At 73.0% G+C, this 24522-nt stretch carries 25 protein-coding genes; 12 read left to right on the top strand and 13 right to left on the bottom strand.

Annotated elements, in window-relative coordinates; all coding sequences use genetic code 11:
• Positions 1–2: 2 nt before the first annotated feature.
• On the bottom strand, positions 3–569 hold the full coding sequence (locus ABT084_RS03705) for a GbsR/MarR family transcriptional regulator (RefSeq protein ID WP_351038032.1): 567 nt from the start codon (positions 567–569) through the stop codon (positions 3–5).
• A gap of 71 nt (positions 570–640) precedes the next feature.
• Here ABT084_RS03705 and ABT084_RS03700 point away from each other — a divergent pair, with 71 nt between their 5' ends.
• Entirely contained in the window at positions 641–1564 is a 924-nt protein-coding gene (locus ABT084_RS03700; RefSeq protein ID WP_351038031.1) for an ABC transporter ATP-binding protein, read from the top strand.
• Complete coding sequence (locus tag ABT084_RS03695; protein WP_351038030.1) at positions 1561–3135, top strand: ABC transporter permease; 1575 nt, start codon at positions 1561–1563, stop codon at positions 3133–3135. The genes ABT084_RS03700 and ABT084_RS03695 overlap by 4 nt, the downstream gene beginning before the upstream one ends.
• A gap of 36 nt (positions 3136–3171) precedes the next feature.
• On the opposite strand, the gene ABT084_RS03690 is transcribed toward ABT084_RS03695, so the two are convergent.
• Positions 3172–3630 (bottom strand): nuclear transport factor 2 family protein, encoded by a 459-nt coding sequence (locus tag ABT084_RS03690; protein WP_351038029.1) that lies wholly within the window; start codon positions 3628–3630, stop codon positions 3172–3174.
• Between the two features lie 103 nt (positions 3631–3733).
• Here ABT084_RS03690 and ABT084_RS03685 point away from each other — a divergent pair, with 103 nt between their 5' ends.
• A complete protein-coding gene (locus ABT084_RS03685) occupies positions 3734–4177 on the top strand; it encodes a MarR family winged helix-turn-helix transcriptional regulator (protein ID WP_351038028.1) in 444 nt (147 codons plus the stop codon).
• A gap of 81 nt (positions 4178–4258) precedes the next feature.
• Here ABT084_RS03685 and ABT084_RS37935 read toward each other — a convergent pair whose 3' ends face one another.
• From ABT084_RS37935 to ABT084_RS03675, 3 genes are all read right to left on the bottom strand, one after another.
• On the bottom strand, positions 4259–4654 hold the full coding sequence (locus ABT084_RS37935; protein ID WP_502968829.1) for an alpha/beta hydrolase: 396 nt from the start codon (positions 4652–4654) through the stop codon (positions 4259–4261).
• Positions 4655–4864: 210 nt separating this feature from the next.
• Positions 4865–5878: an alpha/beta fold hydrolase gene (locus ABT084_RS37930; RefSeq protein ID WP_502968828.1), complete on the bottom strand. Its 1014-nt coding sequence runs from the start codon at positions 5876–5878 to the stop codon at positions 4865–4867.
• 50 nt (positions 5879–5928) lie between these two features.
• The gene (locus ABT084_RS03675) at positions 5929–6225 is read right to left on the bottom strand and encodes a DUF4190 domain-containing protein (RefSeq protein WP_351038027.1); all 297 of its coding nucleotides are present in this window, start codon (positions 6223–6225) and stop codon (positions 5929–5931) included.
• Between the two features lie 279 nt (positions 6226–6504).
• Here ABT084_RS03675 and ABT084_RS03670 point away from each other — a divergent pair, with 279 nt between their 5' ends.
• Together ABT084_RS03670 and ABT084_RS03665 are read left to right on the top strand one after the other, a co-directional pair.
• The gene (locus tag ABT084_RS03670) at positions 6505–7818 is read left to right on the top strand and encodes a sensor histidine kinase (RefSeq protein WP_351038026.1); all 1314 of its coding nucleotides are present in this window, start codon (positions 6505–6507) and stop codon (positions 7816–7818) included.
• Positions 7815–8528, top strand: a complete 714-nt coding sequence (locus tag ABT084_RS03665; protein WP_351038025.1) for a response regulator transcription factor — start codon at positions 7815–7817, stop codon at positions 8526–8528. The genes ABT084_RS03670 and ABT084_RS03665 overlap by 4 nt, the downstream gene beginning before the upstream one ends.
• Here ABT084_RS03665 and ABT084_RS03660 read toward each other — a convergent pair.
• From ABT084_RS03660 to ABT084_RS03630, 7 genes are all read right to left on the bottom strand, one after another.
• Positions 8489–9757, bottom strand: a complete 1269-nt coding sequence (locus ABT084_RS03660; protein WP_351038024.1) for a cytochrome P450 — start codon at positions 9755–9757, stop codon at positions 8489–8491. The genes ABT084_RS03665 and ABT084_RS03660 overlap by 40 nt on opposite strands.
• 9 nt (positions 9758–9766) lie before the next feature.
• Positions 9767–10426 (bottom strand): response regulator, encoded by a 660-nt coding sequence (locus ABT084_RS03655; protein WP_351038023.1) that lies wholly within the window; start codon positions 10424–10426, stop codon positions 9767–9769.
• Positions 10423–11742 carry a sensor histidine kinase gene (locus ABT084_RS03650; protein WP_351038022.1) on the bottom strand — a complete coding sequence of 440 codons (1320 nt, stop codon included), beginning with the start codon at positions 11740–11742 and terminating at the stop codon, positions 10423–10425. Before ABT084_RS03650 ends, ABT084_RS03655 begins: the two co-directional genes overlap by 4 nt.
• Positions 11743–11829: 87 nt before the next feature.
• Entirely contained in the window at positions 11830–12501 is a 672-nt protein-coding gene (locus ABT084_RS03645) for a response regulator (RefSeq protein WP_351038021.1), read from the bottom strand.
• On the bottom strand, positions 12498–13817 hold the full coding sequence (locus ABT084_RS03640) for a sensor histidine kinase (RefSeq protein ID WP_351038020.1): 1320 nt from the start codon (positions 13815–13817) through the stop codon (positions 12498–12500). Before ABT084_RS03640 ends, ABT084_RS03645 begins: the two co-directional genes overlap by 4 nt.
• A 10-nt stretch (positions 13818–13827) precedes the next feature.
• Complete coding sequence (locus tag ABT084_RS03635; RefSeq protein WP_351038019.1) at positions 13828–15039, bottom strand: acyltransferase family protein; 1212 nt, start codon at positions 15037–15039, stop codon at positions 13828–13830.
• Positions 15032–15991 (bottom strand): alpha/beta hydrolase, encoded by a 960-nt coding sequence (locus ABT084_RS03630; protein WP_351038018.1) that lies wholly within the window; start codon positions 15989–15991, stop codon positions 15032–15034. Before ABT084_RS03630 ends, ABT084_RS03635 begins: the two co-directional genes overlap by 8 nt.
• 289 nt (positions 15992–16280) lie before the next feature.
• Between ABT084_RS03630 and ABT084_RS03625 the strand changes: the two genes are divergently transcribed.
• From ABT084_RS03625 to ABT084_RS03610, 4 genes are all read left to right on the top strand, one after another.
• The gene (locus tag ABT084_RS03625) at positions 16281–17684 is read left to right on the top strand and encodes an aspartate aminotransferase family protein (protein WP_351038017.1); all 1404 of its coding nucleotides are present in this window, start codon (positions 16281–16283) and stop codon (positions 17682–17684) included.
• Positions 17685–17772: 88 nt separating this feature from the next.
• The gene (locus tag ABT084_RS03620) at positions 17773–18453 is read left to right on the top strand and encodes a GntR family transcriptional regulator (protein ID WP_351038016.1); all 681 of its coding nucleotides are present in this window, start codon (positions 17773–17775) and stop codon (positions 18451–18453) included.
• Positions 18450–20948: a glycosyltransferase family 2 protein gene (locus ABT084_RS03615; protein ID WP_351038015.1), complete on the top strand. Its 2499-nt coding sequence runs from the start codon at positions 18450–18452 to the stop codon at positions 20946–20948. Before ABT084_RS03620 ends, ABT084_RS03615 begins: the two co-directional genes overlap by 4 nt.
• 151 nt (positions 20949–21099) lie before the next feature.
• Entirely contained in the window at positions 21100–21750 is a 651-nt protein-coding gene (locus ABT084_RS03610) for a putative DNA-mimic protein (RefSeq protein ID WP_351038014.1), read from the top strand.
• Between the two features lie 78 nt (positions 21751–21828).
• Here the strand turns inward: ABT084_RS03610 and ABT084_RS03605 are convergent, their stop codons facing one another.
• Positions 21829–22578: an SLATT domain-containing protein gene (locus tag ABT084_RS03605; protein ID WP_351038013.1), complete on the bottom strand. Its 750-nt coding sequence runs from the start codon at positions 22576–22578 to the stop codon at positions 21829–21831.
• A 255-nt stretch (positions 22579–22833) separates the two neighbouring features.
• On the opposite strand from ABT084_RS03605, the gene ABT084_RS03600 reads away from it, so the two are divergent.
• Genes ABT084_RS03600 through ABT084_RS03590 form a run of 3 tightly spaced genes read left to right on the top strand, consistent with a single transcriptional unit; the run spans position 22834 to position 24487 of the window.
• The gene (locus ABT084_RS03600) at positions 22834–23178 is read left to right on the top strand and encodes a YbaB/EbfC family nucleoid-associated protein (protein WP_351038012.1); all 345 of its coding nucleotides are present in this window, start codon (positions 22834–22836) and stop codon (positions 23176–23178) included.
• Positions 23179–23238: 60 nt separating this feature from the next.
• The gene (gene recR / locus ABT084_RS03595; RefSeq protein ID WP_330331244.1) at positions 23239–23838 is read left to right on the top strand and encodes a recombination mediator RecR; all 600 of its coding nucleotides are present in this window, start codon (positions 23239–23241) and stop codon (positions 23836–23838) included.
• Entirely contained in the window at positions 23831–24487 is a 657-nt protein-coding gene (locus ABT084_RS03590) for a DUF5063 domain-containing protein (RefSeq protein ID WP_351038011.1), read from the top strand. Before recR ends, ABT084_RS03590 begins: the two co-directional genes overlap by 8 nt.
• Positions 24488–24522 lie beyond the last annotated feature (35 nt).

Raw genomic sequence — 24522 nt, 5'->3', positions numbered from 1 at the left:
TCTCAGGGCAGGTCGAGGGTGGCGCGGTGGACGCGCCAGCGGTCCATCATGGCCATCATCTCGCCCTGGAGGAACTCGAAGAAGGCCGCCGTTTCGGCGATGCGGCTCCCGGCGGGGGTGTCCGGTCCGAGGCCGGCCGCACCCTCGCGCAGGGTCTTCTCCCAGAGGGCCAGGACATGGTCGCGGCGGGTGAAGGTCTCGTACCAGAGCTCGTTGTGCAGGACGTACCGGTCGCGGCGGGAGCCCGGCTCGCGCTCCCGGCTGACCATGTTGACCTGGGTGAGGTAGCCGACCGCGCCCGATACCGCCGCCGGGCTGATCTGCAGGGCCAGGCTGAGCTCGGCCGAGGTCATCGCGCCGCCGTCGCTGGCCAGCAGCGCGGCGAAGACCCGCGAGGCCATGCGCTGCATGCCCGCCTCGGACAGCTGCGAGGCGAAGCGCTCCACGAAGCGGGAGACCGCTTCCTCGTCGCGCGCCGCGGAGTCCGCCGCTGCCGTGTCCGCGTCCGTGCCTGTGCCTGTGCCTGTGTCCGCGTCCGTGCCTGTGCCTGTGTCCGTGTTCGTATCCATGTTCGCCACGTTCCTGACTTTACTCGCTTTCCAACCTTCACAAAATTGTGAAAGTAGCGTACGTTCAGAACATGAAGAAGGCAATCAGCGTCGCCGGACTCCACAAGGCGTTCGGGCGCACCCACGCACTGGACGGGCTCGACCTCTCGGTCGCGGCCGGCGAGGTCCACGGTTTCCTCGGCCCCAACGGCTCGGGGAAATCCACCACCATCCGGGTCCTGCTGGGTCTGCTGCGCGCGGACTCCGGCACCGCCGAGCTCCTCGGCGGCGACCCCTGGGCCGACGCGGTCTCCCTCCACCGCCGCGTGGCGTATGTGCCCGGCGACGTCACTCTGTGGCGCAACCTCTCCGGCGGCGAGGTCATAGACCTCTACGGGCGGCTGCGCGGCGGTCTCGACGCGGGCCGCCGGGCCGATCTCATCGAGCGGTTCGAGCTCGACCCGACCAAGAAGGGGCGCGCGTATTCGAAGGGCAACCGGCAGAAGGTCGCCCTCGTCGCCGCCTTCGCCGCCGACGTCGATCTGCTGATCCTCGACGAGCCCACCTCCGGGCTCGACCCGCTGATGGAGGAGGTCTTCCAGAGCTGCGTGGCCGAAGCGCGGGCCGCCGGGCGGACGGTCCTGCTCAGCTCGCACATCCTCAGCGAGGTCGAGACCCTCTGCGACCGGGTCAGCATCATCCGCAAGGGGCGGACCGTGGAGAGCGGCAGCCTCGCGGAGCTGCGCCATCTCACGCGCACCTCGATCACCGCCGAACTGGCCGCCCCGCCCAACGGACTCGCGCATCTGCCCGGGGTGCACGACGTCGAGGTGCGGGGGCTGAAGATCCGGCTCCAGGCCGACACGGGCAAGCTGGACGCCGTGCTGCGCGCCCTCGCCGCGTCGGGGGTCCGCTCGCTGACCTCCACCCCGCCGACGCTGGAAGAGCTGTTCATGCGGCACTACGCGGAGCGCGACGCGGAGAAGGACGCGCAGAGGGCGGGGGTCGTGCGATGAGGAACCAACTCGCCGGAACCGGCAGCCTGTTGCGGCTGGCGCTGCGCCGGGACCGCGTGATGATGCCGGTGTGGATCGGGGTCGTCTCGCTGCTGGTCCTCAGCATGCCCGCCTCCCTGGAGTCGGCGTACGGGACGGCGGCCGAGCGGGCCCGGCTCCTCCTCACCATGAATGCCAACGGTTCGCTGCGCGCCGTCTACGGGCCGGTCTTCGGAGATTCGGTCGGCGCCCTCAGCGCCTGGAAGGGCGGGGTCTTCGCCGGGCTGTGCGCGGCCGTCATGAGCCTGGTCATCGTGGTCCGGCACACCCGCGAGGAGGAGGAGAGCGGCCGTCAGGAGATGCTCTCCGCCGCGATGGTGGGGCGCAGGGCCCCGCTGACCGCCGCGCTGCTGGCCGCGCTCGTCGCCAACGCCCTCGTCGTGGTGCTGGTCGCGGCCGGGCTGGCCGGGCGGGGCACGGGCGGGGCGGTGGCGCTGGCGGCCGCGATCGGCGGTACCGGGCTGGTGTTCGCCGGCGCCGCCGCGATCGCCGCCCAGCTCACCGAGAGTGCCCGGCTCGCCAAGGGGCTGACGGGCGCGCTGCTCGGCGCGGCGTTCGTGGCGCGCGCTGCCGGGGACGCGGGCCGGGCCTCCGGGGACGCGGCGCTGACCTGGGCGTCGCCGCTGGGCTGGCTGGAGAACGTACGGCCCTTCGCCCGCGAACGCTGGTGGGTGCTGGGTCTTTTCGCCCTGGCCTGCGGGGTGCTGGTGGTCCTCGCGTACGTCCTGGCGGGGCGCCGGGATCTGGGGATGAGCTTCCTCGCGGCCCGGCCGGGACCGGCGCGCGGGCGGCTCGGCGGGACCTCGGCGCTGGCGTGGCGGCTGCAGCGGGGGAGCGTGCTGGGGTGGAGTGCCGGGTTCCTCGCGGCCGGCGCCGCCTTCGGCGCGATGACCGACGGCGTCGCCCAGCTGATCGGCGACAACGACAAGACCCGCGAGATCATCGAGCGGATGGGCGGGCAGAGCGGGATGACCGACGCCTTCCTGGCGGCGATGGCCGGGATGCTGGGGATGGTGGCCGCGCTGTACATCGTCTCGTCGGTGCTGCGGCTCGGCGCAGAGGAGAGCGCGCAGCGCGCCGAACCGCTCCTCGCGGGCGCGGTGGGGCGGCTCGCCTGGGCGGGCGGGCACCTGGCGATCGCCTTCGGCGGGTCGGCGGTGATCCTGGCCCTGGGCGGGCTCGGGCTCGGCCTCGGGCACGGTCAGGACGTGGGCGCGGCGGTGGGGGCCTGCCTGGCGCAGCTCCCGGCGGTGTGGGTGATCGGTGCGCTGGCGGTGCTGCTGTACGGCGCGCTGCCGCGGTTCGCGGTGGCCGCCTGGGCGGTGGCCGGGGCGGCGCTGGCCCTGGGCTGGGTCGGCCCCGCGCTGAACCTCCCGCAGGCCGTCCTGGACCTCTCGCCCTTCGCGCACCTGCCCCGGCTGCCCGGGGCCGAGGCCATCGAGTGGATACCGGTGCTCGCCCTGACCGGGCTGGCGGCCCTGCTGACGGTGGCGGGTCTGGCCTCGCTGCGCCGCCGGGACATGATCGCCTGACGGCGGCGCCGGGCCCGGATCGCCGACGCGGGGTGTTCAGCGGGCGCTTCCGAGGTTCCGGTCCGTCGGGTCGCCGTCCAGCATGAGCGTGGTCTCCTCGATACGGCGGAACCGGCCGTCGGGGGCGAACTCGCCGAAGAGGTAGACCTCCATGCTGACGGTGGAGCCGTCCTTCTTGGTGACGTGGACGGTGTGGCGGTCGGCGTACAGGGTCCCGTCGCTCAGCTCCTCGTGGACCTCGACGCTGCCCTCCGCCACCACCGTGCGCAGGTGGGCGATGTGGTCGAGGAATCCGGCGCGGTCGGCCCAGGAACCGTCCGTGCGCTGGCGGTAGTCGGGGGCGAAGTGCCGGTCGGCGACCTCGTCGAGGTCGGACCCCGGGGAGAAGAGGAGATCGCGGAGGGCGGTGGCGATGTCGGTGTGGGTGCGGGCGTGGGTGCGGGGCGTGGTGCGGGTCGCGAAGTCGGTGGTGGTGTCGGTCGTGGTGTTGCTCATGGTGTCCTCCACGGTTGAGAGTCCCTGCGAGATTGCGTGCGCGACGCACGCTTGAGAGGAGAGTACCTCTTCTGCGTGCGCGGCGCACGCTATTCTTTTCGGTGTGGAGAACGAGACGGGACACGAGGTCGCCGACGCCCTGGGCGACCTGCTCAAACGCACCCTCCGGGCCGGCCTGTACCAAGCCCTGACCGAGAACCTCGGCGACGCCGTGGACGAGGTCACCTACCCGGTCCTCAGCGGCTTGGCCAGAACCGGCCCGTGCAGCGCCGCCGACCTGGCCGTCGAAATCGGCCTGGACCGCTCCGGCGTCAGCCGGCGCGCGTCCCGGCTGGAGGCCGGCGGCCTGGTGCGGCGCGAACCGGACCCCGCCGACCGCAGGGCCGTACTCCTGGCCCTCACCGAGCAGGGCGCGCGCACGGTGGAGACCATGCGGCAGCGCCTCGCGGACCGGATCGAGGCCTCGTTGAGCGCCTGGCCACCGGACGAGGCGAGGTCGTTCGCCCGCCAGCTGCGCAGGTTCGTCGACGAGGGCCCCTTCCGGTAGTTCGACTGCCGATGGTTCGCCTGCCTGTGGTTCGACTGCCTGTGGTTCGACTGCCGTGGGCCGTCGGCGGTGGTTCTGCTCCTACCGCTCGGTCGGGGCCTGGCAGGTCAGGTCCTTGCTGGGGAGTCTGCCCGTGACCAGATAGGCCGTGGTGCTCTTGTCCGCACAGGAGTTGCCGAGGGCGTAGACGCCGTGGCCCTCCCCGTCGGCGACCGTGATCATCCGGGAGCCGCGCAGGGCCCGGTGCATGGCCAGGCCGCCGGGCAGCGGCGTGCGCGGGTCCCACTGGTTCTGCAGGATCAGCGCGCCCACGGTGTTGTCCACCGTCGTCGCGGGCTCGCTGCCCCGCTTCCAGAAGGCGCACGGCTTGATGCCGGACGCGAAGTCGCCGTACAGCGGATAGCGGGCCTTGTCGCGGATCGCGTCGCGGCGGTACTGCTCGGGATCGCGCGGCCAGGGGGGCGTGTCCGCGCACATGACGGCCCACGCGCTCGCGGCGTCGTTGTCCGGCGGAACCGGACGGCCGAACGCCGACGTCGCGGGGCTCGGAGCCCGCCCGGGCGGACCGGGCGGACCGGGCGGACCGAACGGGTCATGAGGCCTGGGTAGGGGGCGGGTTCGGTGTCCGGCCCGGGGTCCGGGTCGGGTGCGTGTCCTTGGTGGGCTTCTCGCCGTCCGCGGCCCTCTTCAGAGCGGCGACCCACGCCGCGGCGTCCCGGACGTGGAAGAACCGGTCGCGCTCGGACCGGATGTCGTCGCCGCTGCGGGGCCCGGTGCCGTCGCCGGAGTCGGTGGGATTGCGGTCGGCCCGGGCGACCAGGCCCCAGAAGACCGCGCGGACCTCGGCCGGGGTCGCCCCCAGGTGGTAGGTGCCGTCTCGTGCGGCGGTCCACTCGCCCCAGCGCGCGAACGCCGGCTCGGTCCCCTCCGCCAGCTGCTCGAACATGCCCGCCAGACCCGGCCCGGGTCGGTCGCGCTGTCCAGCACGAACCGGTCGGCCCGGCGGGGGAACATCTGCGTGTAGACGGCGCCGAGGTAGGTGCCGTAGGAGTACCCCAGGTAGGAGATCCGCTTCTCTCCCAGCACGGCACGGATGACGTCCATGTCGCGGGCGGTGTTGCGGGTGGTGAGGTGGCGCAGCGTGTCACCCGCCGCGGCCCGGCACTTGTCCGCCACCGTACGGGCCCACTCCACGTCCTTCGCGAAGGCCGCGGCCCGGTACGGGCGCGCGATGCTCTGCTCCTCCCGCGTCAGACCGCAGCCGACGGGAGAGCTCTGGCCGACGCCTCGCGGGTCGAATCCGATGAGGTCGAAGTGGCTCCTCACCTCATCCGGGAAGGTCATCGACGGGTCGGTGGGCAGGCGAAGGCCGGGCCCGCCGGGGCCGCCCGGATTGAGCAGCAGAACACCGCGGCGGTCCTTGGCGCCGCTCGCCTTCAGCCGCGATACCGCGATGTCGATCGTCTTGCCGCCCGGATCGCCGTAGTCCAGCGGCACGGTGAGCGTCGCGCACCGGAAGGCGGCGGGGCTCCCCGCGTCGCAGGGCTGCCACTGCGGTTTCTGCCGCGTGTACGGGCGCAGCGGGTCCATGGCCGTGGGGGAGGAGGGCGATGTGCCGGAGGCCGTCGCGGGGGCGAGGGCCGACACGAGGGCCGCCACCGCACCGGCGACCGCGAGGGATGCTGTCCGTCCGCTTCGCATGATGCTGTCCGTCCTTGCCGTGGAGCTGGGAGTTCGGGGAGGGCAGTCGGTCAGCTGCCGCTGAGCTGCTGCTGGACGCACTGCGTGTACTGCCGGAAGCTGTCGGGCCGGTAGCACTCCTGCGTGTGGTTGGCGTACCAGGCCAGGCCGACGGCCAGCAGGACGGACATCGCGATCGCGAGGAACGACGTCACCAGAGCGGCGATGGCCACGGCCCGGCCGGTGCCGGTGCGCTTGGCCGTTCGCAGGCCGACCACGCCCAGGACCAGGCCGAGGACGCCGAGCGGGCCGCCGACGAGCACGACCGAAGTCAGCACACCGGTGATGCCCGACGACAGAGCGGCCACGGCCGGGCCGTTGCGGCCGGGGGCCCCGGCCGCCGGTGAGGTGTGATGCGGTGGCGTGTGATGCGGTGAGGTGTGATGCGGTGCTGGGGGGTGCGGTCCCGCGTGGTGCGGCGTCGAGTGGTCCGGCACGGTCGTGTTCATCTGCGGTCCTTTCGTCAACCGGTCAGGACACGAGGGTGGTTCGCGCAGGGCCGCCCGCACATCGCGGTAAGGCGGGAGGTGTTCCTCCCTCGATCGGGGGAGGACGGCCAGGGGACGCGCGGCGATACTTGCCCGATCATGGTCATAGGATTCCGGTCGCTGCTGAGCGGCTCCACGTACGCGGGCGCGCTGTTCGCCCACGGCGGCGCCCTGGCGAGCCTGCCGCTGCTGTTCTGCGCGCTGCCGCCGGTGCTCGCGTGGCGATCCGGCCCGGAGGGCGTGCGGCTCGTGGTGGTCCTGTCGCTCTGGGCCGTGTTGATCGGCGCGGTGGGGCTGGCCCGCTCCACGCGGCGGGCGCTGATCGTGTCCGCCCGACGGCTGCTCGGGGTGCCGCTGCCCGATCCGGTGACCGATCCGGTGACCGATCCGGTGGCCGCCGCGTCGGCCGTGGCGCCCGCCGCGCCGACCGGCGCCGATCGGTGGCGCACCCCGCTCTGGCTGCTGCTGCACGTGGCACTGGGGTGGGCGGGGGCGCTGGCGAGCGGCGGGCTCCTCTTCCTGACCCTGGTGCTCCCCGGCAACTGGCTCGGCGCCGACGCGGGGGTGGCGCTGTGGGGCCGGTCCGTGCGGCTGACCGGCGGCTGGGGAAGCTGGGTGGCCGCGCTCGGTTGCCTGCTGTTGGCGGCGGTGGTCTGCGCGGTGGTGACGGGCGCCCTGCGGTGGCTGGCGCCGCGGCTGCTGGGGCCCTCGTCGGGGGAGCGGCTCGCGCTGGCGGCGGAACGGGAGCTGCGCCTGGCCGAACGCAACCGGCTGGCACACGAGTTGCACGACTCCATTGGACACACGCTGACCGCCACCACGATCCAGGCGGCGGTGGCGGGCGAGGTGCTCGCCGCCGACCCGGTGGCGGCGCGGGCCGCGATGCGCAGCATCGAGGAGTCGGCCCGGGCCGCGCTGGAGGACCTGGACTACGTCCTGGGCGTCCTGCGGGAGGAGAAGGCGGAGACCGCGCCGACCCGGACCCTGGCCGACCTGCCCGAACTGCTGGACCGGCTGCGGCACGCGGGCGCGGTGGTGGAGACCGAGCTGTCGGGCGGGCTGGCGCAGGTCCAGGGGACGCTCTCCCGGGCGGCGTACAGGATCTTGCAGGAAGCGCTGACGAACGCGTTGCGGCACGGGGCGGGCGGTCCGATCGAGGTCCGGGTGACGGCGGCGCCGCGGGTGCTGGAGATCGGCGTGGTCAACCGGACCGGCACCCGGGCGGAGGCGGACGCGAGAGTGGGGCCGGAGGCGGGCGCGGGCCCGGCGCCGCGGGCGTTTGCGACGTCCGGGCACGGGCTGCCGGGGCTGGCCGAGCGCGTGCGGCTGCTGCACGGTGAGATCGAGGTCGGCCCGGACGGCCCGCGGCACTGGAAACTGGCGGTCCGGCTGCCCGTACGGGTGTCGGCATGACCGGCGCCGGCCCCGGCCCGGGCGAAGCCGCCACGGCGGACCCGACCGGCCCCGCCCCCATCACGCTCCTGATCGCGGACGACGACGAGGTGACCCGCAGCGGTCTGCGCATGCTGCTCGGCGCCCGGCCGGGGATCACGGTGATCGGCGAGGCCGCCGACGGCGTCGAGGCGGTCGAGCGGGCGCGGCTGCTGCGGCCGGACGTGGTCCTGATGGACGTGCGGATGCCGCGCCGCAACGGCATCGAGGCCACCCGGCAGCTGCTCGCCGAGTCGGCCGAACCGCCGAAGGTCGTGGTGATCACCACCTTCGAGAACGACGGCTACGTCACCGCCGCCCTCAGCGCGGGGGCCAGCGGGTTCGTGCTCAAGCGGCGTCCGGTCCAGGAGATCGCGGAGGCGGTGCGGGTGGTGGCGGCCGGGGAGGCGATCCTCTTCCCGGCGGCGCTGCGCCGGATGGTCGCCGCCCGCCCGCTGGGCTCCGCCGAGGCCTTGCCGAGGGCGGCGCTGACGGGCCGGGAGGAGGAGGTGCTGCGGTCGATGGCCACGGGCCTGTCCAACCCGGAGATCGCCGCCTCGCTCAGGGTGACCCTGGAGACGGTGAAGACCCACGTCGGGAACGTGCTCACCAAACTCGGCGCCCAGAACCGCACCCACGCCGTCGTGATCGCCTACGAGTCCGGCCTGGTGGTCCCGGGCTTCGCCGGCTGACCCGCGCCCGGCTCCCCCTCACACTCCACGAGCAGCTCCCGCAGGCCCCGGATCACATAGCCGTCGCGCCACCGCGGTTCGCTGACGAGTCGCAGCCGGGGGACCGCGGGGTCCAGCAACGCTCCGAAGGACGCCGTGAGTTCGAGCCGGGCGAGCGGGGCTCCCAGGCAGTAGTGGATACCGGCGCCGAAGGTCAGGTGCGGGTTGTCCGTCCGTACGAGGTCCAGCTCGTCGGGGTGCTCGAAGCGGGCCGGGTCGCGGTTGGCGGAGCCGAAGAGCAGCGCCACCTCGGCGCCGCGCGGGATGACGGTGTCCCCGACCCGGATGTCGTCGAGCACCCAGCGCTCGAACATCTGGAGCGGCGTGTCGTACCGCATGAGTTCATCCACAGCTGTGGACAACTTTTCGGGGCCGCCGCTCCGGAGCCGTTCGAGCGCGGCCGGATTGCGGAACAGGGCCCACCAGCCGTTGGTGGTCGTGTTGACGGTGGCCTCGTGTCCCGCGTTGAGCAGCAGGACGCAGGTGGAGATCATCTCCTGTTCGCTGAGCCTGCCGCCCCCCTCGTCGTCATGGGCGGCGATCAGCGCGGAGATCAGGTCGGGGCCCGGCGTCCCCCGGCGCTCGGCGATCAGGTCGCGCAGGTACGCGCTGAACTCCAGGCTCGCCCGGACCGCCCGCGCGGCGGTCTCCGGGTCGGGTCGCAGTTCGTACATCCCGCAGATGTCCGCCGACCACGGCCGCAGCGGCGCCCGGTCGGCCTCCGGGATCCCGAGCAGCTCGGCGATCACCGCGACCGGGAGCGGTTCGGCGACGGCGGTGAGCAGGTCCCCGCCGCCCTGGGCCACGAACCGGGCGGTCAGCTCCCGGGCCAGGCGCTCCACGGCGGGCGCGAGCCGCTCCACGGTGCGCGGCGTGAACGCCTTCGCGACGAGCCGCCGCACCCGCGCGTGCGCGGGGTCCTCCAGGTCCAGCAGGCCGTTCCCGTTGAGGACGTGGAACGGCTCGTGCTCGGGCGGCGGCGCGCTGCGCCCGAACTCCTCGTGGCTGAACCGGTGCAGGTACGTCCGCCCCAGCCTCCGGTCCCGCAGCAACGCGCTCACGTCCGCGTAGTGCGGGATCAGCCACTGCCCGGTGGCCTCGCACCACAGCGCCCGCCCCTGCTCGCGCAGCTTCCGGTAGGCGGGGTAAGGATCGGCGACGAACGCGGCGTCCCACGGATCGAAGTCCATCCCCGCACCCTACGCCGGGGTGACCAGCCGGGTCTCGTAGGCGTAGACGGCGGCTTGGGTGCGGTCGCGCAGCCCCAACTTGACCAGGATCCGGCTCACATGGGTCTTGATCGTGGACTCCGCGATCACCAGGCGGTCGGCTATCTCGGCGTTGGACAGCCCCTGGGCGATCAGGATCAGCACCTCCGTCTCCCGCTCCGTCAGGTCCTCCATCACCCGCGGATCCACCATTCGGGGCGTGTCCGCGAGCTTCGCGAACTCCACGATCAGCCGCTTGGTCACCGACGGCGCCAGCAGCGCCTCGCCGGACGCCACCACCCGCACGCCGTCGGCCAGTTGCCGGGCGGAGGCGTCCTTGAGCAGGAACCCCGAGGCTCCGGCCCGCAGCGCCTGGTACACGTACTCGTCGAGGTCGAAGGTCGTCAGGACCAGCACCTTCGCGTCCGCGTCCGCCGCGACGATCTGACGCGTCGCCTCCAGGCCGTTCATCACCGGCATCCGGATGTCCATCAGCACCACGTCCGGCCGTAGGGCCGTCACCTGGGCCAAGGCCTCCCGGCCGTCGACCGCCTCGCCCACCACCTCGATGCCGGGCATCGCGTTGAGCAGGACGGAGAACCCCTCCCGGACCATCATCTGATCGTCCACGATCAGCACCCGGATCGTCATGCCGCGGCGTCCTCGGTCGACCGGTTGCGCACCGGTATGAACACGGACACCTCGTACCCGCCCTCCGCCGTCATCCCGGACGTCATCTCGCCCTCCAACATGGCCACCCGCTCGCGCATCCCGGTGATCCCGTGCCCCGCGCCCGGCGACGGCCGGATGTCCCCGGTCGGCGCGTCATTGACGATCCGCACTCCCAGGCCGCCCAGTACATACGACACCTCGACCCCGGCCGCCGCGCCCGGAGCGTGCCGCAGGGCGTTGCTCAGGGCCTCCTGGACGATCCGGTACGCCGACAGCTCCACCCCCTGGGGCAGCTCGCGCACCGCGCCCGTCACCGTCTTCTCCACGGTCAGGCCGGCCTCCCGCACATTCGCCAGGAGCCCGTCCAGCGTGGCCAGCGTCGGCTGCGGGGCGTCCGGCGCCTCGTAGTCCGCGGAGCGCACCACGCCCAGCACCCGCCGCAGCTCGGTGAGCGCCGCCACCGCGTTCTCCCGGATGGTGACGAAGGCCGCCTCCAGCTCCGGCGGCGGATTCTCCACCCGGTACGGCGCGGCCTCCGCCTGGATCGCGACCACCGACATGTGGTGCGCCACCACGTCATGCAGCTCGCGGGCGATCGTCGTCCGCTCCTCCAGGAGGGTCCGCCGGTCCCGCTCGACCGCCGTGACCTCCTGCTGCGCCGTGACCTGCTGCGCGGCCGATCTCCGGATGTGGCGGACGCTGACCGCCAGCAGGATCAGCGCCGAGAGGAAGACCATGGGCAGGCTGCCGACGGAGCGGGCGTTGCCGAACAGCACGGTCAGGGCGACCCCGCCCCCGGTGCTGACCACCCACATCCATGCCGCCACCCGCGGCCCGGTCCGGAGCGCCACGACGGTGAGCACGGTCAGGTGCGCGAAGAAGGATCCCGGTGACCAGGGCCAGAGCTCCCCGCCCGCATGGAGGACGACCAGGGCCGCTGTGGCCGCCATCTCGGCCCAGAACGCCGCGATCGGCCGCACCAGCGTCAGCGCCACCGGAGCGGCCGATATCAGCCCGATCACCAGGATCCGCGCCGGCGTCTCGTACCCGCCGCGACCCGCGTTGAACATCACGAAGAACGCCACCAGCACCACGGCCAGATGCGGGGCGAAGGCGACCTCACGCCGGATCCGCTGGGGCAGCCGGCGGATCAACGGGCCGTCCACGCGCAACGGCTGAAGGGGTCGGTAGGCGAGGGCGTCCGTCAGGAGGTCCTGGCGCAGGCTCTGGAACAAGCTCGACGCCAGCCGGATCTCAGGGGGCCGGGGTGCTGCCCCGGTGGTCGTTTCGGTCACATACGAACGGTATGCCGCCGCCCCCCTCGTCCGCGTCGCCGCTGATGGTGACTTGTGCGGGTCCCTCTCAAGTACTACGCGGCGCCGTCAGTAGCCCGTCGGACGGACCAGACCCGTCTCGTACGCGAAGACGGCGGCCTGCGTCCGGTCCCGCAGCCCCAGCTTCACCAGGATCCGGCTCACATGCGTCTTCACGGTCTGCTCGGCCACGATCAGATGCGCCGCGATCTCCCCGTTGGACAGGCCCTGCGCGATCAGCGACAGCACCTCCGTCTCCCGCTCGGTCAGCTCCCCGATCCGGTCCTTCGAAGGGGCCCGCGGGGCTCCCATCCGGGAGAACTCCGTGATCAGCCGCTTGGTGATGTTCGGCGAGAGCAGCGCCTCACCGGCCGCGACCACCCGCACCGCCTCGGCCAGCTGATCGGCCGAGGCGTCCTTGAGCATGAAGCCGGAGGCGCCCGCCCGCAGCGCCTCGTACACGTACTCGTCGAGGTCGAAGGTGGTCAGCACGAGCACCTTGACGGTGGAACCCGGCGCGGCGGTGATGGCCGCCGTGGCCTCGATGCCTCCCATGCCCGGCATCCGGATGTCCATCAGGACCACGTCCGGACCGAGCTCGGCGATCTTCGTGATGGCTTCGGCGCCATCGACGGCCTGGCCGACCACCTCGATGTCCGGCTGCGCGTTGAGCAGCACGGTGAAGCCCTGCCGGACCATCATCTGATCGTCGGCGATCATGACCCGGATCGGAGTGGTCATCGGTCTCTGCTCTCCTTGGCGAGGGCGTCGGTCGGCGGGTCCAGCGGGAGTACGACGCTCACTTCGTAACCACCGCCGGGGCGCGGTCCGGCGGCGAGCTCACCGCCCAGCATGCCCGCCCGCTCGCGCATGCCCAGCAGCCCGTGCCCCGCGCCCGGCGAGGGCGGGGCCGACCGGGTCGGCGCCGAGTTGGCGATGCACAGGTGCAGCGTATGCGGCCCGTACGCCAGGCCCACCTCCACCCGGGAACCCGGCGCATGGCGCAGGCAGTTGCTCAGCGCTTCCTGGACCACGCGGTACGCGGTCAGCTCGACCCCCGGGGACAGCGCCCGCGCCTCGCCCGCGACCTCCGTGGTCACCCGCAGTCCGGCGGCCCGCACATTCGCCACGAGCGCGTCGAGCTCCGCCAGCGTCGGCTGCGGGTGGTGCGGATTCGCCGGATCGTCGGGATGCTCCGAGCGCAACACACCCAGCACCCGGCGCAGTTCGGTCAGCGCCTCCAGGGCATTGCCCCGGATGCCCGCCAGATTCTCCTTCAGCTCCTCGGACGGATTCTCCGCCAGGTGCACGGCGACCTGCGCCTGAATGGAGATGACCGACATGTGGTGCGCGACGACGTCGTGCAGCTCGCGGGCGATCCGGCTGCGCTCCTCCAGCAGCGTGCGCTGCGCGCGCTCCGCCTCGGTGAGGGTCTCCTGCTCCACCAGCCGGCCACGCGCCAGCCGCAGCGCGCGCAGCGAGTACCCCAGCACCCCGGTGAAGCCGAGGACCAGCACCGACTCGGTGAGGGTGGACGAGGAGCCCACCGGCGGCCCGAAGTTCAGCTCGGCGACCGCACTGACCACGACGGTGATGCCGACGACCGCCGCGGTCACCCGGGAGGGCATGCGCAGCGCCACCAGCAGCACCACCGGGGCGAAGGCGAACACCCCGATGGGCATCCACGGCCAGGGCTGCCCCGGCATGACATGGGGGTGGATGACGACGGCGATCCCCGCCGCCGCGCCCAGCGCCAGCCACCAGCCCAGGATCGGCCAGAACATCGCCACCAGGATGGAGACGCCCGTCAGCACCGCCAGCAGCCCGGGGAGGAAGCCGTCCACCTGGTAGTGCCCGCTCACCTGGGCGACGACCACGGAGCTGAGCAGGGACGCCAGATAGCCGACCAGCAGGTGCGGCAGCCACGCGAGCCAGCGCGGCCGGGTCAGCCTCGGCAGCGGGTCCCAGCGCACGGTGAGCAGATCCTCCCGCAGGGACCGCAGCGCGGCGCGAAGCCTCGAGGGGCGGCTGCCCACGGTGTTGATCTCCTCTTTCACGAGGGACACCCTAGGCACGGGTCACGACCGGGGCGGGAGCGATTCCGGCGCGCACGATGCGGGAGGTGCCCCGCGAGCGCTGCTCGCGGCCGCCCTGCTCACGGCCGCCCCGCTCGTACGTGTGGAACGCGGCCCGGCAGACCAGCAGGGCGGCCCCGAACACCGGCAGCCACAACAGACGGGCGGCCATCCACGACGCGGAGTCGGCGGCGGTGAGGAGACCGGGCAGCTCCACCCCGCTCCCCAGCCCCAGGGCGGTGACGCACATCATGGCGGTCTGGTGCCACAAGAAGACGGTCATCGCGGAGAGGTTGACCAGGGCCACCCCGGCCCAGGCCCCCGGCTTGCGCATGACCCGCGCCAGCGGCTCCCGGACCAGCAGCGCCAGCGCGCACTGGGCCAGACCGAAGGTGACCGCGGCCAGCGTCGGCGGGTTCAGGTTCGATATCGCGGCACCCGGGACGCCCACCATCGACGCCGGATACCCGCCCCACAGGACCAGGGCGGCCGTGGCCACGACCCCGCCCGCGAGCATCAGCACGGCCGGGGCGCGCCGGGCCGTGAACGCCCCCCGCGCCCACGCCGCCCCCAGGACGTACGGCACGAGCCAGCCGGCCGGCACATTGACCCAGCCGATCCAGGCCGGCCCGTCCAGCGCGAACCGCCACCCATCCACCACCGCGACGACGGCCAGCGGCCACAGCGGGCTCAACCGGGCCACCAGCGGAGTCAGCGCGGTCAGACAGGCGAACACCAGCAGGAACCACATCGGGGACAGCACCAGCCTCACCAGCCCCCGGACCGTGCCGAATTCGACCCCGGTGACCAGCATCGCGCCCGCCACGACCGTCCACAGCACGAGCACCGCCGCGACCGGCCGGAAGAGCCGCCCGAGCCGCCGCCCGATCCACTGCCCGTACGACACCCCGGCGGCCCGGGCCGCCGCGTAGCTCAGGGCCCCCACGTGCCCGCCGACGAGGAAGAAGACGGACAGCGTCTGGAGCACCCACGAGAGCGGAGCCAGCCACGGCATGGAGGACAGCGGACTGCTGGTCCTGAGCCCGCCCTCGGCGGGGTTCAGCGAGGTGATCAGCCAGTGCCCCAGGACCACTCCGCAGATCGCGACGGCGCGCAGCGCGTCCACGCTCCGGTCCCGGCCGGTGGGTGTCGCGGAGTCGATGCGGCCGGCCACGGCGGCCCAGCGGGCGCGAAGCTCAGGCATGGGAGGCCTCCGTGGGGGCGGTGGTGCCCAGGACGATCCGGGCGAGGCTGTCGAGGGAGGTGGTGCCGGGCCGGAGGTAGTCGCTGTGGCCGCCGGTCCCGGCGTCGAACGCGAGTGCACCGAACGCCGGATCCACGGGATCCACGCCGAATCCGACCCCGGCGACGCGTACGTGCGGCACGCCCTCGATCCAGTCGTCGCTGCCCCGCCCCGCCCACACCCGGGCCCGGGTGGGCAGCCCGGCGGCGGTGTCGGCGCCGGTGCCCGGGCTGCCGAACAACGCCATGTCGGTGACGGCCGGCCCCGTCCCGGTCCGGGCGCAGACGACCGACCCGTAGGAGTGGCAGAGCAGCGCCTGGTGCGCACCGCTCGGGCCCAGACGCCGCAACTCCTCGAGGAACGGCGCCAGTTCGCGCGCGCCGTCATCGGCGCGGGTCGCCGTCAGGACGGTGGTGCTGACCGTGCCGGGGGTGTCGTACCCGAGCCAGGCGACCACGGCGGAGCGCGGATGCTCGGCCTGGAGACGCTGCTGCAGGGCGAGAGCCCCGGCACGGAACCTCTGGTAGGTGTCGAGGGTGGTATCGGACCCGGGGACGAGGACGGCGACGCGGTCCGCCGTCGCCAGGTCGCCCAGCACCTCGACGGCCCGCCCCGTCCCGTGGCCGTCGAAGGACAGGAACCGGGCGGTCCCGCCCGCCCTCATGGCCCGCAGCTTCGCGGCCCGGTCCGCGCGCCCCGCGTCCGCCGCCATCCGGGCCGCCTCGCCGAGGTTGGCGAGGCTGGCGGTGTACCGCTCGGAGGCGCTCGCGCTCTGGGAGAACCGGACGGCCTGCGGGGCGGGGGCGTCCGGGGAGGTGGCGGCGGACACGGGGAAGACGACCGCCGCGGCTATCAGCCCGGCGAGCAGCGTGCGGCGCAGGCGTGCGGAGCGGCTGTTCGCGTGGGGCGGCATGTCGTTCTTCCTTCGGTCCAGAGGGGCGTTCTCTCCGGTACCGAAGTTAGGAATCGCGCTCCGTCGTCAGCGTCACCCCATGGAGGGGGCTTTGCGCGTAGCTCTCAGGTACTACGTGGATGACAACCGGCGGCGCTTTGCCCGGTCTCCCCGTCCGCGCCCCCGTCCGCCCGGGTGCCGTAGACCGTGAAACCCCGCCCCATCCCCGGACAGGTTGCCGAGGTCCGCGCCCCAGCCCCATACAGACCGCCGATATCCCCTCCCACCTGCGCACTTCTAGCCTGACGGCATGACCCCTCATGTCCCGCACGCCGCTCCCCACGCCGCTCCCCGCGCCGTGTCCGCCGATCCCCGGGCCGGGGCGGCCGTCAAGGCCGCCGACCGTGCCCACGTCTTCCACTCCTGGTCCGCCCAGGCCCTGATCGACCCGCTCGCCGTCGCCGGGGCCGAGGGATCGTACTTCTGGGACTACGAGGGCAAGCACTACCTCGATTTCGCCTCCCAGCTGGTCAACACCAACATCGGCCACCAGCACCCCAAGGTCGTCGCCGCGATCCAGGAGCAGGCCGCCCGGCTCTGCACCCTGGCCCCCGGTTTCGCCGTGGACGCCCGCTCCGAGGCGGCCCGCCTGATCGCCGAGCGCACCCCCGGGGACCTCGACAAGATCTTCTTCACCAACGGCGGCGCCGAAGCCGTCGAGAACGCCGTCCGGATGGCCCGGCTGCACACCGGCCGCCAGAAGGTCATGTCGACGTACCGCTCGTACCACGGCGCCACCGCCGCCGCGATCAACCTGACCGGCGACCCGCGCCGCTGGCCTTCCGACACCGCCTCGGCCGGGGTCGTCCACTTCTGGGGCCCCTACCTCTACCGCTCGGCCTTCCATGCCGAGACCGAGGAGCAGGAGTGCGAGCGCGCCCTGCGCCACCTCGCCGACACGATCGCCTTCGAGGGCCCGCAGTCCATCGCCGCGATCATCCTCGAGTCGGTGCCGGGCACCGCCGGGATCATGACCCCGCCGCCCGGCTACCTCGCCGGGGTCCGCGCCCTGTGCGACCGCTACGGCATCGTCTTCATCCTGGACGAGGTCATGTCGGGCTTCGGCCGCACCGGCAAGTGGTTCGCCGCCGACCACTGGGACGTCACCCCCGACCTGCTGTGCTTCGCCAAGGGCGTCAACAGCGGCTACGTACCGCTCGGCGGCGTCGCCATCTCCGGGGCGATCGCCGAGACCTTCGCCACCCGCGCCTACCCGGGCGGACTGACGTATTCCGGCCACCCGCTCGCCTGCGCCGCCGCCGTCGCCACGATGAACGCGATGGAGGACGAGGGTGTCGTCGAGCACGCCGCCCACCTCGGTGAGAACGTCCTCGGCCCGGCGCTCGCCGAGATCGCCGAGCGCCACCCCTCGGTCGGCGAGGTGCGCGGCCTGGGTGCCTTCTGGGCGCTGGAGCTCGTACGGGACAAGGAGACGCGCGAGCCGCTCGTCCCCTACAACGCGGCGGGCGCCGACAACGCGCCGATGGCCGAGTTCGCGGCGGCCTGCAAGGCGTCCGGTCTGTGGCCCTTTGTCAACATGAACCGCACCCATGTCGTCCCGCCGTGCACCATTTCGGAGACGGAGGCGAAGGAAGGTCTCGCCCTGCTCGACGAGGCCCTCACGGTCGCGGACCGGCACACCGTGTCCGCATAACGGCCACACAGTGATCACATAGCGTCCCGGCCCCGGGTTTGCCGCCTGGCCTAAGGTGTTCGGAGTTCTATGAAGGAGACGGACTCTTATGCCAGGCAGCGGCGCTGTCACCCGCAACACACTTCGCCAGCAGATCGCGGACGCGCTGCGTGACGAGGTGCTCGCGGGACGCCTGCCACCGGGCACCGAGTTCACGGTCAAGCAGATCGCCGAACAGTACGGCGTTTCGGCCACACCCGTGCGCGAAGCGCTGGTGGATCTGGCCGCGCAGGGGCTGCTGGACTCCGTGCAGCACCGCGGTTTCCGGGTGCGGGTCTTCTCCGTGGACGACTACCGCGGCATGGTCGAGGCCCGCACGCTGATAGTGGACGGGATATTCCGCCGTCTCATCGAGCGCGGTACGACGCCCGGCGCGGCCGAGATGCTGGTGTCGGTGCGGCGGCGGGCGGAGGAGGCCCGGCGGGCCGCGCTGAGCGGTTCCCTCGAGGTGCTCATCGGCTACGACCTGCGCTTCTGGAAGGAACTGAGCGGGCTGGTGGGCAACGTCTACATTTCGGAGTTCCTCCACCGCATCCGCGTCCAGTGCTGGGTCTTCGCCGTGCCCTACCTCCAGCGCGAGCCGGAACTGCACGCCGCGCTGTGGAGCGGTCACAACGAACTCGTGGAGGCGGTGACCCTCGCCGACGCGCACGAGGTGCGCCGCCTGGTGCACGCCTACAACCAGCACGGCCTGGACTGGGCCTCCGAGCTGACGGCGGCGGGCGCGTGAGCGCCCCCAGCGGGCGCCTCGACGCGCGTACGGGCGCCGGCTGGCCGCAGCCGGTCCGCCTCAGCGTGGTCCTGCGGACCCACGGAGCCCCGGCGGACCGGACCGCTCCGCTCCTGGCCCGGCTGCGCGCGGACCTCGACGCGTACGCCGCGACCTGGCCCGGCGGCGGCGACTGGGAGCTGCTGGTCGTGGCCCCGGAAGACCCCGCACCCGGAGCCGTAACCGCAGACGCACCCGCAGCCCCCGCCCCCGCCCCCGCAGCCCCCGCCACGCCCCCCACCGACTCCCGGATCCGCACCGTCCGCACCCTGCGTGCCGCGGTCGGAGCCTCCACCGGACGCCGGGTCCTGCTCGTCGACACCGCCCACGCGGCCGACGGCCTCGCGGGCCTCGACGCCCTGGGGAGCGCCCTCGACGACGCGCCGGACACCACGGCGGCGCTGCTCGGCCACCACCGCGGCCGCCTGGCCCGCGCCCTCGGCGTGCCCGGACTGCCCGGCTTCCGCGCCGACACCCTCGCCTTCGCCCTCTTCGACGGCGGCCGGGCCCGCGCCGCCTTCGCCGCCTCCACCCTGCACGGCCCGGCCATCGACGCCGAGGTGCTGCGCCACTGCCGCGGCCAGGGCTGGGAAACCGCGGAACTGCCGGGCGCGCGGCCCGACGCAAACACGCGGCCCGACGCGAGCACCCGCCCCGACGTAAACACCCGGCCCGACCGCCGGCCCCCCGCCCCCGCCCCCCGGCCCCACCCCTTCGGCCTGCGCGTCCGCGAACTCTTCCGGCTGAACGCGGGCGGCCTGGCCGTCGCCGCCTTCTTCGTCGCCCTCTCGTTCCTGCTCTTCCACGGCTTGTGGCTCGACCTCGACGGCGCCTACCTGCGGGACGCGCTCCAGGACCAGAACCAGTGGGAATGGTTCGTCGGCGTCACCACCGACAACATCACCCACCTGCGCAATCCGCTCTTCACCGACACCCAGGGCATGCCCGACGGCGTGAACCTGATGGCCAACGCGACCATGCTCGGCCTCACCGTCCCGCTGATCCCGGTCACCCTCGCCTTCGGCGCGACCGTCACCTTCGTGCTGGTCCTGACCCTCGGCATGGCCGCCTCGGGCTGGACCTGGTACTGGCTGATCCGCCGCCGTCTGGTGCGTTCGCGCTGGGCCGCGGCCGCGGGCGGCGCGCTCGCCGCCTTCGCGCCGCCGATGATCTCGCACGCCAACGGCCACCCGAACTTCGTCGTCCTGTTCATGATCCCGCTGATCATCGACCGGACGCTGCGCCTCTGCGATGCCCCGAACGGCGGCCGCGGCGTGGTGCGCGACGGGGTGCTGCTCGGCCTGTTCGCGGCGTACCAGATCTTCATCGGCGAGGAGCCGCTGCTCATCACCGCGCTGGGCCTGCTCGTCTTCGCGCTCGCCTTCGTGGTCGTCGACCGCGACCGGGTCCGCGCGGCCTGGCGCCCGCTGGGCCGCGGCGTGGCCGTCGCGCTGGCGGTCTGCCTGCCGCTGGTGATCTACCCGCTGTACTGGCAGTTCTCCGGCCCGCAGAGCTACCACTCGGTGCTGCACGGGGACAACGCCGGGAACAGCCCGCGCGCCCTGATCGAGTACGCGGGCCGCTCGCTCTTCGGAGACGCGGAGACCGCGGGCAAGCTGTCCATGAACACCACCGAGCAGAACGCCTTCTACGGCTGGCCGCTGCTCGCCTTCGGCGCGATCGTCTGTGTCTGGATGTGGCGCAGCAGGCTGGTGCGCGCGCTCGCCGTCACCGGCGTCGTCGCGGCCGTCCTGTCCCTCGGGCCGCTCGTCCCGATCCCGCTCACCGACCTCACGCTGCCCGGTCCGTGGCGCTGGATCATCAAGCTGCCGCTCTTCGAATCGGTCATCGAGGGGCGCGTGGCGATGGTGTGCGCCCCGGTCCTCGGCATCCTGCTCGCCCTCGCGCTGGACCGGATCGCGGCGTCCCCCTCCCGCGAGCACCGCACCCTCGGCCTGCTCGCGGTGGCCGCCGTCCTCCTCCCGGTGCTGCCGCTGCCGCTCGCGGTGCGGGACCGGGCCCCCGTGCCGGTGTTCATCACCTCCGGCGCGTGGAAGCAGTACGTCAAGGACGGCGAGTCGCTCGTCGCCGTGCCGCTGCCCGACCCGGGCATGGCCGACGCGTTGCGCTGGCAGGTCGAGGCGGACTTCGGCTTCAAGCTGGCCGGGGGCTACTACAACGGGCCCTGGGGCCCCGACCGGATCGGGATCTACGGCGCGCCCCCGCGGCACCTGTCCAATCTGCTGCGGGACGTCCGCTACGGCACCGAGCCGCCCGTGGTCGGCCCGGAATGGCAGGCTCAGGCGCGCCGGGACCTGGCGCACTGGAAGGCGGGCGCGGTGGTCGTACCGGAGCAGGACCGCTCGGCGGAGCTGGTGCGCACGCTGACGGATCTGCTGGGGGCCCCGCCCACGAAGGTGGCGGACGCGTGGGTCTGGCGGGTGGGTCCGAAGTAGTCCGGTGACCGGCTCGGTGCCCGGCTCGGTGACCAGTAGGTGACCGGCTGGGTGACCGGCCGGGGGAGCAGACCTTTACCGACCCCTTCGCGGAGGGTGTCCGGCGCACTACGCTGGGCCGATCGGCGGACAACGACCGGACGGAGCCCGCGTGGCCTGTGACCTGTGGCTGGTCCCCCTTGTCGACGTGCTGTGCCACAGCCCCGACAATCCCTTCGCGGAAGAGATCGCCTCGTACGACAAGGCGCTGGGCGAGGCCGGACTGCCGTCCGTGCCCGTCTTCGCCTACATGCCTGGACTGTCGGGGGACGTGGCCCCGGTGGCCGGGTTCGACTACGACGCCCTGCATTTCCTGCGGCGCGCCTATCTGCTGCAGCTCTGCGGGCTGCCGGTGACCCCGGTGGACGAGCTGGGCGGGGACTACGAGCAGCTGCTGGAGATGTTCGAGTCCACGGCCCAGCAGTCCCACCTGGTGTGGCACTACGACCACGCCGGGGCGTACGTGCCGGTGGACTTCGCGGTCCCGCTCGCCAACGAGGAGCTGCTGGCCGGGGGCGGACCGCTGGGTTCCGCCCAGGGTCTGCTGCGGGAGCTGGCGTTCGTGGGGCCGGCGATCGGGATCGACCCGGCGAATCCGCCGGCGCCGCCCGCGCCGCCGGGGAGGCCGACCTCGCTGGAGGAGCCCGCGGGGCCGATTCCGTACGACGACAGTCCGTTCGCCCGCGAGCGGCACGTGTGGCTGGGGCTGCACGCGGCGGCGACGCGGAGCCTGGGCCAAGGCTCGATGATCATCTTCAGCTGAGCGGCGGACCCGCCCGCCCCCGGGCGGCTCCGGATCCCCCGCTGCCGTGACCGGCGGGAGATCCGGGGCCGCCCGGTGTCACCGCGGCTGCTCCGGCGGCCGCTGGCGCGGCATGTTCGGGCGGGTGCCCGGGGGCAGCGGGAAACGGGCCGGCGGGACGCCCGCCTCGGCGCGGGCGCCGGAGGCCCCCAGGGACTGCATCACCAGCGGCGCCGGGCCCGAGCGGAACTCCACCATCCAGTCCGCGGTCTCGGAGCGGACGAGCTCCGTCACGTCCTCCTGGAACCGCCGCAGCACGGTCAGGCAGCGGTCCGCCGCCTCGCTGGCCGTGCCCTCGGTCGGGCCGAGCACCTCGCGCACGTTCTCCGACGCCCAGTCGAACTGGAGCGTCTGGAGTCTTCGCTGCACCGCCTGCGCCGTCGCCACGTCCCGCATCCACCCGGACGTCAGCCCGAAGAACCGGTCGCAGGCCAGGCAGGCCGCGCCCAGCAGCAGCGAGAGGTACCCGTACGCCGCGAGCCCCGGCGCGGACCCGGTCAGCTCCAGCAGCGGCATGGCGGCCCCGGCGAGCACGCCCACGGCGGCCCCGGCCCGCAGGATCCGCGCCCCGCGGCGCTTCCAGGCACGGTCGCAGAGGTACCACCCGGCGGTGCGCAGCGCATCGTCCTCGACCCGGCGGTACAGCTCGTCGAGCCGCTCCGCGGGCTCGCCCCAGTCCCCGAGGGGGAAGGGCCGGCCGGTCAGGTCGCCGGCGGCGGCCATCGGTCCGCCGCCCTCCTCCCGGGGATCCCGGGGTGGCCCCTCGGGCTGCATCTCCGGCTGGCTCACCCGGCACTCCCTCTGCCTGCGCTGACGTGTGGTGGTGCGCGTGTGCGCAATGGTGCGCATGCCCTTCCTACCTCCGAACAGCCCCCGATGGGCGACGAATCCCGGGATTTCCGCCCGCAAGAAGGCCTTGATCAGGTACGTGCACGCCTCACGCTCACTCGAAAGAGTTGGTCTTCACGGCGTAGGGCGCGGCGCCCGGGGAGCACGTAGGCTCGGTTTGACCCGTAGCAGTCCGACGTATGGAGTGAGTGACCAGTGATCCCCGGCGGTGGCCAGCCCAACATGCAGCAGCTGCTCCAGCAGGCCCAGAAGATGCAGCAGGACCTCGCCACGGCCCAGGAAGAGCTGGCCCGCACCGAGGTCGACGGACAGGCGGGCGGCGGCCTGGTCAGGGCCACGGTGACCGGTTCCGGCGAGCTGCGCGCGCTGGTGATCGACCCCAAGGCCGTGGACCCCGAGGACACCGAGACGCTCGCCGACCTGGTGGTCGCGGCGGTCCAGGCGGCCAACGAGAACGCGCAGGCGCTCCAGCAGCAGAAGCTGGGCCCGCTGGCCCAGGGCCTGGGCGGCGGCAGCGGCATCCCCGGCCTCCCGTTCTGACCCCACCCCCCACTCCCCGGCGGATCCTCCCCGGGGGCGCAAACGAAAGAAGGCAGTCCGTTGTACGAAGGCGTGGTCCAGGACCTGATCGACGAACTGGGCAGGCTGCCCGGCGTCGGGCCCAAGAGCGCGCAGCGGATCGCCTTCCACATCCTGCAGGCCGAGCCCACCGACGTCCGCCGCCTCGCGCACGCGTTGCTGGAGGTCAAGGACAAGGTCCGGTTCTGCGCGGTGTGCGGGAACGTGGCGCAGGAGGAGCGGTGCAACATCTGCCGCGACCCGCGCCGGGACCTGACCGTGATCTGTGTGGTCGAGGAGTCGAAGGACGTCGTCGCGATCGAGCGGACGCGTGAGTTCCGGGGCCGCTACCACGTCCTGGGCGGCGCCATCAGCCCGATCGAGGGCGTCGGCCCGGACGACCTGAGCATCCGCGAGCTGCTGGCGCGCCTCGCGGACGGGGCGGTGACCGAGCTGATCCTGGCCACCGACCCGAACCTGGAGGGCGAGGCGACGGCGACGTACCTCGCCCGGATGATCAAGCCCATGGGCCTCAAGGTCACCCGCCTGGCCAGCGGACTCCCTGTCGGGGGAGACTTGGAGTACGCGGACGAGGTCACGCTCGGGCGGGCCTTTGAAGGAAGGCGACTTCTCGATGTCTGACGCAACGCTGCACGCCCTGGGCCAGGATCCGGACGATTTCGCCGTCCAGATCTCCGACCAGATCGAGTCCTTCATCGTCGCGGTCACCGAGGTGGCCAAGGGCGAGGACCCGGACAGCGCCGTGCCGTTCCTGCTGCTGGAGGTGTCCCAGCTGCTGCTGGCGGGCGGCCGGCTCGGGGCGTACGAGGACGTCGTCCCCGACGAGCGCTACGAGCCGGACATCGGGCCCGAGCCGGGCGTGGACGAGCTGCGCGAGCGGTTCGCCCTGATGCTGGACCCGGTCGACGTGTACTCCGAGGTCTTCGACCCGTACGAGCCCCGCAAGGCACCTGTCGCGCACCGGATCTCCGACGACCTGGCCGACGTGATCGCGGACCTGCGGCACGGCCTCGCCCACTACCGGGCGGGCCGCACCACCGAGGCGCTGTGGTGGTGGCAGTTCTCCTACTTCTCCAACTGGGGATCGACCGCCTCGGCCACCCTGCGGGCCCTGCAGTCGCTCGTCGCCCACGTCCGCCTCGACCAGCCCCTGCAGGAGCTGGACGGCCTGGACACGGACGAGGACCTGACCGAGGACGACCTCGCGGAGCAGGCCGGACTGGTGATGGCGGAGGAGATCGCCGGGCCGCTGGGGCTGCGCAAGAAATAGCCCGGGACACCGGAATCGAAGGCTCCGGACGGGAA

Source organism: Streptomyces sp. NPDC002138 (assembly GCF_040296485.1).
Lineage (GTDB): Bacteria > Actinomycetota > Actinomycetes > Streptomycetales > Streptomycetaceae > Streptomyces.
Note: the sequence above shows the minus strand (reverse complement) of the source record. Positions and strands in the feature narration are given on the sequence as shown.

What these genes read in the sequence shown, in the direction of transcription:
- ABT084_RS03705 (WP_351038032.1), bottom strand. Translation starts at nt 569, where the DNA reads ATGGATACGAACACGGACACAGGCACAGGCACGGACGCGGACACAGGC.
- ABT084_RS03700 (WP_351038031.1), top strand. Translation starts at nt 641, where the DNA reads ATGAAGAAGGCAATCAGCGTCGCCGGACTCCACAAGGCGTTCGGGCGC.
- ABT084_RS03695 (WP_351038030.1), top strand. Translation starts at nt 1,561, where the DNA reads ATGAGGAACCAACTCGCCGGAACCGGCAGCCTGTTGCGGCTGGCGCTG.
- ABT084_RS03690 (WP_351038029.1), bottom strand. Translation starts at nt 3,630, where the DNA reads ATGAGCAACACCACGACCGACACCACCACCGACTTCGCGACCCGCACC.
- ABT084_RS37935 (WP_502968829.1), bottom strand. Translation starts at nt 4,654, where the DNA reads ATGTGCGCGGACACGCCCCCCTGGCCGCGCGATCCCGAGCAGTACCGC.
- ABT084_RS37930 (WP_502968828.1), bottom strand. Translation starts at nt 5,878, where the DNA reads ATGCGAAGCGGACGGACAGCATCCCTCGCGGTCGCCGGTGCGGTGGCG.
- ABT084_RS03670 (WP_351038026.1), top strand. Translation starts at nt 6,505, where the DNA reads ATGGTCATAGGATTCCGGTCGCTGCTGAGCGGCTCCACGTACGCGGGC.
- ABT084_RS03665 (WP_351038025.1), top strand. Translation starts at nt 7,815, where the DNA reads ATGACCGGCGCCGGCCCCGGCCCGGGCGAAGCCGCCACGGCGGACCCG.
- ABT084_RS03660 (WP_351038024.1), bottom strand. Translation starts at nt 9,757, where the DNA reads ATGGACTTCGATCCGTGGGACGCCGCGTTCGTCGCCGATCCTTACCCC.
- ABT084_RS03655 (WP_351038023.1), bottom strand. Translation starts at nt 10,426, where the DNA reads ATGACGATCCGGGTGCTGATCGTGGACGATCAGATGATGGTCCGGGAG.
- ABT084_RS03645 (WP_351038021.1), bottom strand. Translation starts at nt 12,501, where the DNA reads ATGACCACTCCGATCCGGGTCATGATCGCCGACGATCAGATGATGGTC.
- ABT084_RS03635 (WP_351038019.1), bottom strand. Translation starts at nt 15,039, where the DNA reads ATGCCTGAGCTTCGCGCCCGCTGGGCCGCCGTGGCCGGCCGCATCGAC.
- ABT084_RS03630 (WP_351038018.1), bottom strand. Translation starts at nt 15,991, where the DNA reads ATGCCGCCCCACGCGAACAGCCGCTCCGCACGCCTGCGCCGCACGCTG.
- ABT084_RS03625 (WP_351038017.1), top strand. Translation starts at nt 16,281, where the DNA reads ATGACCCCTCATGTCCCGCACGCCGCTCCCCACGCCGCTCCCCGCGCC.
- ABT084_RS03620 (WP_351038016.1), top strand. Translation starts at nt 17,773, where the DNA reads ATGCCAGGCAGCGGCGCTGTCACCCGCAACACACTTCGCCAGCAGATC.
- ABT084_RS03590 (WP_351038011.1), top strand. Translation starts at nt 23,831, where the DNA reads ATGTCTGACGCAACGCTGCACGCCCTGGGCCAGGATCCGGACGATTTC.